The sequence below is a fragment of the Arenibacter algicola genome, from assembly GCF_000733925.1.
Classification (GTDB): Bacteria; Bacteroidota; Bacteroidia; order Flavobacteriales; family Flavobacteriaceae; genus Arenibacter; species Arenibacter algicola.
Genome location: NZ_JPOO01000001.1, coordinates 975,006 through 987,395, shown reverse-complemented (window position 1 = coordinate 987,395; position 12,390 = coordinate 975,006). Strand labels below are relative to the sequence as shown.

The following is a 12,390-nucleotide window of genomic DNA, read 5'->3' as shown; positions in this document are numbered from 1 at the left end:
TTAATAACTCAAATATATAGAAATTATTACCACAATTTACCACAAAATACCACTTTGTTAATAAATTGCCTACTTTATCGACAAACGACACCTCAAATGCGTCTCAAAAATTTCACCGGACCAATGCAACAAAAAATCTTTCAACAAAAAATTATCATTAAATATCACCGTTCCAAAAACTTGTCTATACTTGCATAATAATGAAATGCCTATATTTGCCAACTAAGATTAGAAGCTGTCCTTAATGGAAAAAAAGATAATTAAAGAGGGAAAATACCGATATATTGAAATGGGTGAAGGAACACCTATTATAATACTACACGGTCTTATGGGTGGTTTGAGTAATTTTCATGGGGTTATGAATCATTTTCCACCTAAAGGTTACAAGGTATTGGTACCCGAGCTTCCTATATACGATATGCCATTGCTCAAGACCAATGTAAAGAGCTTTGCTAAATTTTTGGAAGGATTTATAGAACACAAGGATCTTAAAGATGTAATTCTTCTAGGCAATTCACTTGGCGGACATATTGGCCTACTGCATACCAAGTTATACCCAAAAAAGGTAAAGGCGCTTGTAATTACAGGTAGTTCCGGACTTTATGAAAGCGCAATGGGTGATGGTTATCCCAAGCGTGGCGACTATGAATTTATAAAGAAAAAAGCTCAAGACGTATTTTATGATCCCGAAGTTGCCACCAAGGAAATTGTAGACGAAGTCTTTGCTACGGTAAACGACCGAATTAAACTGGTAAAAACTCTGGCCATCGCAAAAAGTGCCATTAGACACAACATGTCCAAAGATTTACCACATATGTTGACCCCTACCTGTATCATATGGGGCAAAAATGACAGTGTTACCCCTCCCAATGTGGCAGAAGAATTCCATGAACTACTTCCTGATTCCGATCTATACTGGATCGAAAAGTGCGGGCATGCCCCAATGATGGAACATCCACAGGAATTTAACACTGTACTTGACGCCTGGCTGGAAAAAAGAAATTTCTAAACTAGAGTTAAGTTATAAACCTCTAAAAGCGAACAAATGAAAATTAAGTCGGCCGACTTTGTTATGAGTAATTCCAACGTAGCAAATTGCCCTAAGGAACATTTGCCGGAATACGCATTTATTGGTCGCTCCAATGTAGGAAAGTCCTCCTTGATCAACATGCTCACCCAAAGAAAAAGTTTGGCCAAAACATCTGGTAGGCCAGGAAAGACACAACTTATAAATCACTTTAAAATAAACGAAAACTGGTTTTTGGTAGATCTACCCGGTTATGGTTATGCCCGTGTATCCAAAAAAGATAAAAAAACCTTTCAAAAATATATCACCGACTACTTTATAGAGCGCCAGCAATTGGTATGTGCATTTATTTTGATCGATATAAGACATGAACCTCAAAAAGTGGACATGGAATTTTTGGAATGGATGGGAGAAAACCAGATTCCGTTCTGCATGATTTTCACCAAAGCGGATAAATTGAAACCTAAAGCCATAGAAAACCATGTCAATGCCTATATCAAGGAATTATTGGAAGGAGTTTGGGAAGAGGCTCCCAATTATTTCGTTACCTCCTCTACCAACGGTATGGGTCAAGAAGAATTACTAAGCTTTATTGACGAATTAAACACCAATTTCTTCAAGGCATTGACCTAAAGTAACTTTCTGATTACCAGAAATTTGATCTAGGATAACTTTGCCCGTATGGCCAAAATTAGATCTTCTTGACTTTTCATGTCATTTATCTCTCCTTTGCGGAGAAACACTTGAAGCTTACCCTCTTTTAAAATGAAGACCTGTGGAAAGGACTCCCTATCCTGTTTTTCGTTAGGATAGCGCTTTTTAAACTCGTCCAGATGTAGAAATTCCATTTCCAGACCAGATCCTTTCCTAAACTCCTTCCATTTCTTATGTTCAGAAAAAAAGCCAAAGGTTATGGCACATAGGTTACAATTGTAAGTGTTGGGGTCCAAGATTTTATGTATACTGTCCAAAAGGGCATTACCCAAGCCGGAATTGGCATTGTATACAAACACAAGAGGCTTTGTTAGGGTACCATCCATCATTACAAATTAAGAATCTCTATCAGCAATTTAGTCGGTAAACACCGAAACTACTTAAAGGAATAGCTCTAAAACCAAGATACAGGCAAGAAACTTGATCGGTGCCTATTTTTTTAACTCCAATTTTTCTGCAAAATAATCGCAAAAATCCTTCATGGTTGCCGTCATTTTTTCATCCTGGGTAGCCTTCATAAAAGTGTCGGACAAGGAAACCAGGGTTTGATGAAAAAAAACTTTCATTTCATCTACCGGCATATCCTTGGTCCATAGATCAATCTTTAAAGATTCCTGGTTCTTACTATCCCATACGGACAATAGCATTGCCTTGGCTTTTTCATTGTCTATACCCCCATCCTGGGCGGACCACCATAGCTCTTCAGGGACCCTATTTTCGTCCAATCCAACTCGTAACGTAATTTCTGATGTATGTAGTTTTGCCATTGCTTTGTTTTTTGATTTGTATTAACTCTTACAGCTTTCTTGGCTTATACCCCGACCTTTTGAAAAGTTCTTCCTCAGGTAGGGTCAACATTTCCTGTAAAGTAATATTATTGTTATCCATAAAGGCCTTGACTATTTGCCAACCTAAATATCGCCCTATTTTACCAGGTGACTCGTTGTCCAATTCCAATTCAAACTTGGAAAAAGGAGCTGGATCCAAAAATCTTGGTCCCAATTTACTATTGGTGCTGTACAACAATTCGCGTTCAATAAAATAGCGCCAAACCTGCTCTTCGTTCACTGCTGCCCAATCCAACTCATCCGGTGTATAGCCTATAATAACAGCTTCATTTTTTTGGGGCATAAGCTGCTGCATTAAATACAGTTCTTTACCGTAATAAACAAGTTGCGATAAAAAAGTACGGTCGCGCGGTGGTGCCACAACAGCTTTGGCAAATGCACTTGCCACGTCGCGGGTCATGTATTGTTTATCCAAATCGTTAGCGATATATTTGGAAATACCTTGATAAAATTTATGGGAACTTCCTAAGTAGTTATCAAGACCAACAAGAAGCAAGCTATCCGTTAGAATAATTCTATTATTATAATCTACCTCCGAGGTAACCGTAACAACCTTTGGTATTGTATAATTAGGAAAATAATATTTTATATACTTAAACAACCACTCCATATCTTCCTTTTCACTTTCAAAGTCGGGGAAAGATTTTCCTACTTCATCCATAACTTCTACTTGTAGGGTATCCTGTAATTTGGCCACCCAAATGCTATCCGGATAATTGGCAGGGAAAAGATAGGGGTACTTTTCTTTTAGAATAGGAATATCCAAAGGTTTAGCTTCTGCAAACTCCCTATCAAATCTGTAAACCTTTAAATCTACGTTTATTTTAGAGACCTCATCGGCCAATTTATCGCTGCGATCACAACTGCAAAAAATAATAATTGGGATTAAAACAAGGAATATGGCCTTTCGCATTCTAAAGTAATTCGGTTAATGTTTTAAATATTAAACTCTAGGCTTTATTTTTACGGTGCAAAGTTAAGTTTTTAAACCTTATAAATTGTTCATATGCAGACCGAAAAAGTTATAGACCACATTGTAACATGGTTACAGGAATATGCCAACAACGCAAATATAAAGGGATTTGTAATCGGAATTTCCGGAGGTATAGATTCCGCGGTAACCTCTACCCTATGCGCGAGAACAGGACTACAACTTTTATGTTTGGAAATGCCCATACACCAGGCCGAAAGCCAAGTTACCCGTGCATCCGAACATATAAAATGGCTAAAAAAGAACTATAACAATGTTGAAAGACTACAGGTAAACCTTACACCCACTTTTGATAGTTTGGTAGATGCATTGCCCGCCGTTGACAATGAAGAGGATAGGTTTATGTCCTTGGCCAATACCAGGGCCAGATTAAGAATGACCACCTTATATTACTTTGCTGCCCTAAACAAACTGCTGGTAGCTGGTACCGGGAACAAGGTGGAAGATTTCGGCGTAGGCTTCTACACCAAATATGGAGATGGCGGTGTAGACTTAAGTCCGATTGCCGATCTACTAAAAACCGAAGTCTACGAAATTGCCAAGGTCCTTGGCGTTAACGAGGACATTATTAAGGCCGCACCCACCGATGGACTATGGGGCGACGACAGAACGGACGAAGACCAAATAGGAGCATCCTATCCAGAATTGGAATGGGCCATGCAAATGGACGAAGAAGGAAAAGCGGAGACGGATTTTTCTGATAGGCAAAAAGAGGTTTTTCAGATATACAAAAGATTTAACCGCGCAAACAGACATAAGATGGTTCCAATTCCTGTTTGTGAAATACCAAATTCGTTAAAATGAACCTCTCACCTAAGAACCAAGTGATTAAATCGAAAAAACATGTGAAAATTTTCCGTTTTGGATAAAAAAGTGAAGCTTTGCTTATCGAATTAGATATTTTAACCCTACATTGCATGTCAGTATTTTTAGACATGATTATTGATGTTGAAATCTAGAAAAATAACCTAAAATGATCAAAATTTTAATTGCTGATAATCATCCTATAGTACGGATGGGCGTAAAACAAGTCTTGGATTCGGTTTCCGATATTCAAGTTATCGCCGATGCATCTACCACCACGGAATTATTCAACAAACTGGAACTTTTTACCCCGGACGTAATTCTTCTGGAAATGGACATCCCCGAAATTAATGGCATTGCAACCCTTAGAAAAATAAAAAAGGAATACCCCAATATACGGGTTTTGATCTATAGCGGTCAGTCTGAAGATGTTTATGCCCTAAGTACTATCCGTGCAGGAGCTTTTGGCTACTTATCCAAAACATCGGAAATAGATTACATAATAAGCGCTATACGAAAAGTTAGCGAGGGCAATATGTTTATTACCAACGAATTGGCACAACGCCTTGCTTTTGATGAAGGCACACAAAAACCAAGAAGGTTCTTTAGAAAACTTTCCACAAGGGAGGTAGAAGTCCTTAAGCTCTTGGCCAGTGGTAAGCGAAACAAAGAAGTAGCACAAGGCTTGGATCTAAACGAAAAAACGGTCAGCACCTATAAGGCGCGCTTAATGCGTAAACTAAATGTTGACAACCTAGTGGATTTATTACAGCAGGCCAAAGCTTTGGAACTGTACTAGATATAATAACCAATCAAGAATAAAAAAGACTGATTTCCTAATAAATAGGACTTCAGTCTTTTTTTATCCACTCTATTCCGAAATCCTAAGAAAGAACCCTGTTGAGCTTTTTGTTCAACAATACATTGAGTTGTATATAATTCATAATCTCTTCCAAGGTTTCCATATTTCCTTCCTGTTTATTTAAGGTGTTCTCCTGAAGGGAACCTATCCTCTTTTTAATCAAGTAGCATCTCAACGTTAAAATGGTTTCGCTTACCAATTGGGAAATCCCTACTTTTTTATCTTTCGGATATATATCCTTTTCTTCCCAGCGATGCAGAACGTACTTTTCTTCTTCCATTAAAATTGAAGAAATTTCCGATGCCAGTTCTTGGTCCAAATTTGCAATAAAGTTGGTAATGGAAAAAATTTCCTTCTCATTAAGGTCTTCCATCAATCTATAATAAATATTTCTGAACTGCTCATTGGCAAGCTCAATTTCATCGTCCTGTAAATCGAGATATATCTTTTCGTAAACTTTGGCCTCCAGAGATTCCGGCTCCAGTTCCAAGTCGCCCTTTTCATTTTCCTTTAAAACCAAATCCTCGAATTGTTGTTCCATATCCCCATAAAGCAGCAACACCTCTATAATCTTACGCTCTAGCTCGTATTGCACATCTACCTTCTGTCTTAATGGTTCGTTCTTGACCACATCAAAGGCCTGCTGCTCCTGTTTTATCTTTTTATTGGCATCCGATACATCCTTTTTCCCAATCTGCGCCAAGGTATTGAACAAAACCGCCTCGGAAATATTCATAATCTGTGCACACTCCTGTATATAGATTTCCTTCTGTATCCTATCTGGAATTTTAGAAATACTATTAACAATATCCCTAACCGTATCCGCTCTTTTGATAGGGTCGTTGGCTGCTTCCTCTACCAACAAAGAAGCTTTGAACTGAATAAAGTCCTTGGAATTCTCCTGTAGGTATAGCACCACATCCTCATAGTCATTGTTCTTGGAAAAACTATCAGGGTCTTCCCCTTCCGGAAAGGTACATACTTTAACGTTCATCCCCTGTTCCAGAATAAGGTCTATTCCCCTAAGCGAAGCCCGTAATCCAGCCGCATCGCCATCGAACAAAACGGTTATATTCTTGGTGAGCCTATTGATCAATCTGATCTGATCTGAAGTCAAAGCCGTACCACTGGAAGAAACTACATTGTGAATACCCCTTTGGTACATCTGAATAACATCCGTATACCCTTCTACCAAGTAACAGTTGTCTTCCTTGGCAATAGCCTGCTTTGCATGGTAGATGCCATATAGCACCTTGCTTTTGTGGTAAATATCACTTTCCGGGGAATTTAAGTATTTGGCCGCCTTTTTATCATTCGTCAATATCCTGCCCCCAAAACCAAGCACCCTACCACTCATGCTGTGTATAGGAAACATAACTCGCCCTTTAAACCTATCAAAGGTCTTTTTGTTATCCTTGTCGGCCGCATCGTCCTTGACAATAGTAAGGCCCGTTTTCTCCAAATAATTTAATTGATACCCCTTGTTGAGGGCTGCTTTGGTAAAACCGTCCCACTGATCCAAACAATAGCCCAGATCAAACTTCTTGATGGTATCATCCGTAAAGCCACGTTCCTTAAAATAACTTAGACCAATGGCCTTGCCCTGCTCCCTTTCCCATAAGACCTCCGAGAAATATTTCTGGGCAAATTCAGAAACCAGATACATACTTTCCCGTTCATTGGTCTGTTCTTTCTGTTCGTTGCTCAGCTCTGTTTCCTCAATTTCAATATTGTACTTTCTGGCCAAATATTTAATAGCCTCAGGATAGGAAAAATGTTCGTGCTCCATCAAAAAAGCTACAACATTCCCTCCCTTACCACTACTAAAATCCTTCCATATCTGTTTTACCGGCGAGACCATGAAGCTAGGGCTACGCTCATCGGTAAAAGGACTTAGCCCCTTAAAGTTGGAGCCCGATTTCTTTAATTGCACAAAATCCCCTATGACCTCCTCCAAACGGGCTGATTCATATACTTTATCTATAGTGGTTTTTGAAATCAATCTTTACATTTTTTAGAAGGTTAAAGATAGTACTTTAAGGTCTGTTGTAAAAAGGAAAACCATGCTTGTAAAAGAAATATTGCTAAATTGCGATTTCCATTTAGAAGAATAAACCAATAGGAAATGATATTATTTCTAGGAACCAAACCCGGAAAAACAACTTCAAAATTGCTTCAAAATGTGGCCTGTCCCTACTGCGGCAATAAGGACACCTTAACAGCAGTAACAAGTACCACCCATTTTCACCTTTTCTGGATTTCCCTTTTTAGAGTGGGCTCCTTTTCCTCCATAAGCTGTTCCCATTGCAAAAGAACTTATTACCAGGATGAATTTACCGAAGAAATGCAACGCGGTATAGATACCGGAAAGAGCCTGGAACAAACCAACTAATATTAATTCAATTATCACAAACCAAAGTGTGGTCGGAAACCGATTTCATACTGATTACAGAGTTAAAGACTTACTTTTTACGGTCTACCACATAGTTCACCATAAGTTTAAGCGAACTTTTATATTCAGAATCTGGATAGGCATCCAATAAGGCCAAGGCTTCTTCCTTGTAGGCCAGCATTTTTTTTACGGCATATTCAAGACCACCGTTCGCTTTTACAAAAGCAATGACTTCCTTGACCCGTTTTTTATCCTTGTTGTGATTCTTAATGGAATTGATCAACCATTTTTTTTCCGTCTTGGAACATTTATTAAGAACATATATCAAGGGCAGGGTCATTTTTTGTTCCTTGATGTCGATACCCGTAGGCTTGCCAATTCTTTCCTCCCCGTAATCGAACAGATCATCCTTGATTTGAAAGGCCATACCTATGAGCTCCCCAAATTTCCTAAAAGTTTCCACATCCGGAGAATCCGGCTTTACAGAACAGGCCCCCAGACTACAGCAAGCAGCGATCAAGGTTGCTGTCTTCTGCCTTATAATTTCATAATATACCTCCTCGGTAATGTCCAAACGCCTTGCCTTCTCAATTTGCAGCAATTCTCCCTCACTCATTTCACGTACAGCGACAGAAATAATTTTAAGTAGATCAAAATCACCATTATCTATAGACAGCAGAAGGCCTTTGGAAAGAAGATAATCCCCAACCAATACAGCAATTTTATTCTTCCATAAAGCATTTACAGAAAAGAAGCCACGGCGTTTGTTGCTATCGTCTACCACATCGTCATGTACCAAGGTGGCCGTATGTATGAGCTCAATGACCGATGCACCCCTATAGGTCCTTTCGTTTACCTCACCATTGTTTAACATTTTCGCCGTAAGAAAGACGAACATTGGGCGCATCTGCTTCCCTTTTCTGTTAACGATATAGTAAGTAATCCTATTTAATAAGGCAACCTTGGAAGACATGGATTCATAAAACTTTTTTTCAAAAAGTTCCATTTCCTGATTAATCGGTTCCTTTATTTGGGATACAATTTTCAAGGGATTATTTAAGCTGTTTTGGATTGCTAGTTCAGTTGCGTAAAATTAGGTAAAAAAACATAGTAATTAACAGCCAACAATGGTAATGTAACCCTAAATTATAGATTTCAGCGAATTTGCATAAGGGATTGACACGAGTAAAAGTTGCCTTGCCTCGGACCAGGATTCTCTAAGATTTATTGGCCAACTGCCCACAGGCCGCATCAATATCCTTGCCCCTGGAACGTCTTACGGTAACCGTTATGCCATTTTGCTCCAAAGTTCTGACATACATTTCAATGGCAGTATTATTTGCCTGTTGAAAATCCCCATCGTCTATAGGGTTGTACTCTATAAGGTTAACCTTGGAGGGGGCAAACCTGCAGAAATCCACCAAGGCATTGGCATCCCTTTGGGTGTTGTTAATACCTTCCCAAACCACATATTCATAGGTTATTCTACTTTTTGTCTTTTGGTACCAATATTCAAGTGCCTCCCTTAGGTCGGCCAAGGTAAAAGTTGCGTTAAAGGGCATTATGGAAGTCCTTATTTCATCTATGGCAGAATGCAAGGAAACAGCCAATTTAAATTTCACTTCCTCGTCCGCCATTTTACGTATCATTTTTGGAACACCTGAAGTAGACACGGTAATGCGCTTGGGAGACATCCCCAATCCTTCAGGAGAGGTTATCTTATCAATTGCCTTAAGTACATTGTTATAATTCATCAAGGGCTCTCCCATACCCATAAAAACAATATTGCTCAAAGGACGATCAAAATATAACCTGCTCTCATTATCAATGGCCACTACCTGGTCATAAATCTCGTCCGGGTTAAGATTTCTCATCCGCTTTAGTCGGGCAGTAGCACAAAATTTACAATCCAAACTGCAGCCCACTTGACTGGACACACAGGCGGTTGTTCTGGTCTTGGTAGGAATTAACACAGATTCCACTATGAGATCATCGTGTAGGCGAACTGCATTTTTAATGGTTCCGTCACTACTTCGTTGCATTTGATCCACCTTAATGTGGTTGATCACAAAATTATCCTCCAACATCTGCCTGGTTTCTTTGGAAATATTGGTCATATCCTCAAAGGTATGGGCCGATTTTTGCCATAGCCATTCATAGACCTGGTTGCCCCTAAAGGCCTTGTCTCCCTGGGATTCAAAGAACGACCTAAGTTGATCTTTGGTATATGCCCTTATATCCTTCTTATTTTTTGCAACTTCCACTTCCTAAAGATAAATGATTCTATAAAAAAATCCCGTCAATCCACAATTATCTGCGATACTGACGGGATCTTAGTATTATTTTTGGACACCTATATAATCAACATTGCATCCCCGTAAGAATAAAACTTATACCCTTCCAATATTGCCTCTTTATATGCCTTTTTCATCAAATCGTGTCCCATAAAAGCCGAAACCATCATCAAGAGAGTAGATTTGGGCAAATGAAAATTGGTCACCATGGCATTGGCTATACTAAAATCGTAAGGAGGAAAAACAAACTTGTTTGTCCAACCATCAAAGGTATTTAGCGTCTGCTGAGAAGACACCGCACTTTCCAAAGCTCTCATAGCGGTTGTACCTACAGCACATATCCTACGCTTCTTAAGTTTGGCGGAATTCACAATTTCAGTTGCCTTTTCATCTATGATCAATTCCTCACTATCCATCTTGTGTTTGGAAAGATCCTCTACTTCCACAGGATTAAAAGTCCCAAGACCTACATGCAGGGTAACCTCAGCAAAGTCGATTCCCTTTATTTCCAATCTTTTCAACAAATGTTTGGAAAAATGCAGACCAGCAGTAGGCGCTGCAACTGCACCTTCATGCTTTGCATAAATAGTTTGATATCTTTTTTCGTCTTCGGCCTCTACCTTTCGCTTAATATATTTGGGCAAAGGAGTTTCACCCAGTTCCTTTAATTTTCTTCTAAAATCGGTATATGAACCATCATAAAGGAACCTCAATGTTCTTCCCCTAGAGGTAGTATTGTCTATTACCTCGGCCACTAGAGTCTCATCATCACCAAAATAAAGCTTGTTCCCAATTCTTATTTTACGTGCCGGATCTACCAACACATCCCAAAGACGTTGTTCCTCGTTTAATTCCCGTAATAAAAATACCTCGATTCTAGCACCTGTCTTTTCCTTATTACCATATAATCTAGCAGGAAAAACTTTGGTATTGTTAAGCACCATTACATCGCCCTCATCAAAATAGTCAATAAGATCCTTGAACATTTTGTGCTCTATTTTACCTGTATCCCTATGAATTACCATTAATTTGGACTCATCCCTGTTCTCTGCCGGATACTCTGCCAATAATTCATTTGGAAGTTCAAAATTGAAGTGCGATAATTTCATTTAGTATATTCCTTAAATTTAGATTAATGTTTAGCGGCTGCAAATATACGACGATGCAGGGGGCGATGTCAAGTAAAACCCTATTTAAATAAAAATCAAACGGTTTGCACCTTGAATTTCAGTTTTTTCATATCCTCCCAAAAGTCTGGATATGATTTGGATACCACTTCCGCATCGTTCACGAACAGTGTAGTCTTAAGAGCCAGTGGAGCAAAGGCCATGGCCATTCTATGATCGTTATAGGTATCTATAGCAATTTCCTTTTTTATTTCTTTGGAAGGCTCCAAGGTCAAAGTTTTATCCGTTACGGATATGGATGCGCCCAACTTGGTCAATTCCGTCTTTAATGCTTCCAGCCTATCGGTTTCCTTAATTTTAAGCGTATGTAGGCCCGTCATATGACATCCAACGCCCAAACCTAAACATGTTACCGCTATGGTCTGCGCTATATCCGGTGCATTTGCCAGGTCCAAATTGAAAGTGGCATTGTTGGGTGCTGCAATTTTCTTCAATAATACCTCATGGCCCTTAAAGCTGGTTTCCACGCCAAAATCCTTGTAGATTTCCTTAAGTACACTATCCCCTTGAAGGCTATTCTTATTATAAGCAGATAACGAAATTTCCGTACCTATATCACAAAGTGCCGCTATACTATAAAAATAGGAGGCGGAACTCCAATCTGATTCTACTACTTGGATGGTAGGTTCAACTGCTTTTTTCGGTGACACCTTAATGGTATTCCCCTGAAAAGAACTCGCCACCCCAATTTGGGAAAGCAGACCCAAGGTCATTTTTATATATGGTACGGATGTAATTTTACCAACCAACTCCAACTCGATCCCATTTTCAAGACTTGGCGCTATTAATAACAAAGCCGAAATATACTGACTGCTGATATCTGCTGGCAGGCTAACTTTATTCTGTGTTAATTTTTTACCTTTTATGGCAATAGGCGGATACCCTTCGTCCTTTAGGTAACTTATTTCCGCACCCAGGCTCCTCAATGCCTCCACCAATACTTTTATAGGCCTTTCCGTCATTCGTTTAGACCCTGTGAGGGTAACTTCTTTATTCTCCTGTGACGCAAAATAGGCGGTCAAAAAACGCATGGCAGTACCTGCATGGTGAATATCTACCACGCCGTTACTGATCTGCAATCCCTTTTGCATAACTTCCGCATCATCGGAATTGGAAAGGTTATCTATTTTTATAGAGGGAAACAGGGCCTGCAGCAACAACAATCTATTGGATTCGCTTTTGGATCCTGTTATTTTTACTGTTGATTTTATTAGGGTTTCCGATGGGGCAGATAAGTGTAACTTCAATTTATATGGAATTTTTAAGACGTA

General features: G+C 39.2%; 13 protein-coding genes. 5 read left to right on the top strand and 8 right to left on the bottom strand.

All coding sequences use genetic code 11. From position 1 onward, the window contains the following. The first annotated feature begins 244 nt into the window (after positions 1-244). The gene (locus U735_RS0104235; protein WP_031442631.1) at positions 245-1,009 is read left to right on the top strand and encodes an alpha/beta fold hydrolase; all 765 of its coding nucleotides are present in this window, start codon (positions 245-247) and stop codon (positions 1,007-1,009) included. 36 nt (positions 1,010-1,045) lie between these two features. Next, entirely contained in the window at positions 1,046-1,660 is a 615-nt protein-coding gene (yihA, locus tag U735_RS0104230) for a ribosome biogenesis GTP-binding protein YihA/YsxC (RefSeq protein WP_031442630.1), read from the top strand. Between the two features lie 29 nt (positions 1,661-1,689). Here the strand turns inward: yihA and U735_RS0104225 are convergent, their stop codons facing one another. From U735_RS0104225 to gldB, 3 genes are all read right to left on the bottom strand, one after another. Then, complete coding sequence (locus U735_RS0104225) at positions 1,690-2,040, bottom strand: GTPase (RefSeq protein ID WP_232233169.1); 351 nt, start codon at positions 2,038-2,040, stop codon at positions 1,690-1,692. Between the two features lie 132 nt (positions 2,041-2,172). Beyond that, positions 2,173-2,508, bottom strand: a complete 336-nt coding sequence (gldC, locus tag U735_RS0104220; protein ID WP_031442628.1) for a gliding motility protein GldC — start codon at positions 2,506-2,508, stop codon at positions 2,173-2,175. 28 nt (positions 2,509-2,536) lie between these two features. Further along, positions 2,537-3,502 carry a gliding motility lipoprotein GldB gene (gldB, locus tag U735_RS0104215; protein ID WP_031442627.1) on the bottom strand — a complete coding sequence of 322 codons (966 nt, stop codon included), beginning with the start codon at positions 3,500-3,502 and terminating at the stop codon, positions 2,537-2,539. A 93-nt stretch (positions 3,503-3,595) separates the two neighbouring features. Here gldB and nadE point away from each other — a divergent pair, with 93 nt between their 5' ends. Further along, positions 3,596-4,384: an NAD(+) synthase gene (gene nadE, locus U735_RS0104210; RefSeq protein WP_031442626.1), complete on the top strand. Its 789-nt coding sequence runs from the start codon at positions 3,596-3,598 to the stop codon at positions 4,382-4,384. Between the two features lie 169 nt (positions 4,385-4,553). After that, on the top strand, positions 4,554-5,183 hold the full coding sequence (locus U735_RS0104205) for a response regulator (protein ID WP_031442625.1): 630 nt from the start codon (positions 4,554-4,556) through the stop codon (positions 5,181-5,183). 85 nt (positions 5,184-5,268) lie between these two features. Here U735_RS0104205 and dnaG read toward each other — a convergent pair whose 3' ends face one another. Then, positions 5,269-7,248, bottom strand: coding sequence for a DNA primase (gene dnaG, locus U735_RS0104200; protein ID WP_031442624.1), 1,980 nt, complete (start codon positions 7,246-7,248; stop codon positions 5,269-5,271). Between the two features lie 123 nt (positions 7,249-7,371). On the opposite strand from dnaG, the gene U735_RS0104195 reads away from it, so the two are divergent. After that, entirely contained in the window at positions 7,372-7,638 is a 267-nt protein-coding gene (locus U735_RS0104195) for a zinc-ribbon domain-containing protein (protein ID WP_031442623.1), read from the top strand. A 70-nt stretch (positions 7,639-7,708) separates the two neighbouring features. Here U735_RS0104195 and U735_RS0104190 read toward each other — a convergent pair whose 3' ends face one another. The 4 genes from U735_RS0104190 to U735_RS0104175 form a co-directional block, all read right to left on the bottom strand. Beyond that, positions 7,709-8,686, bottom strand: coding sequence for a polyprenyl synthetase family protein (locus U735_RS0104190; RefSeq protein ID WP_031442622.1), 978 nt, complete (start codon positions 8,684-8,686; stop codon positions 7,709-7,711). 169 nt (positions 8,687-8,855) lie between these two features. Further along, the gene (gene rlmN / locus U735_RS0104185) at positions 8,856-9,902 is read right to left on the bottom strand and encodes a 23S rRNA (adenine(2503)-C(2))-methyltransferase RlmN (RefSeq protein ID WP_031442621.1); all 1,047 of its coding nucleotides are present in this window, start codon (positions 9,900-9,902) and stop codon (positions 8,856-8,858) included. Positions 9,903-9,991: 89 nt separating this feature from the next. Further along, positions 9,992-11,041 (bottom strand): tRNA preQ1(34) S-adenosylmethionine ribosyltransferase-isomerase QueA, encoded by a 1,050-nt coding sequence (gene queA / locus U735_RS0104180; RefSeq protein ID WP_031442620.1) that lies wholly within the window; start codon positions 11,039-11,041, stop codon positions 9,992-9,994. Positions 11,042-11,136: 95 nt separating this feature from the next. Then, positions 11,137-12,366 (bottom strand): 3-phosphoshikimate 1-carboxyvinyltransferase, encoded by a 1,230-nt coding sequence (locus U735_RS0104175; protein WP_031442619.1) that lies wholly within the window; start codon positions 12,364-12,366, stop codon positions 11,137-11,139. Positions 12,367-12,390 lie beyond the last annotated feature (24 nt).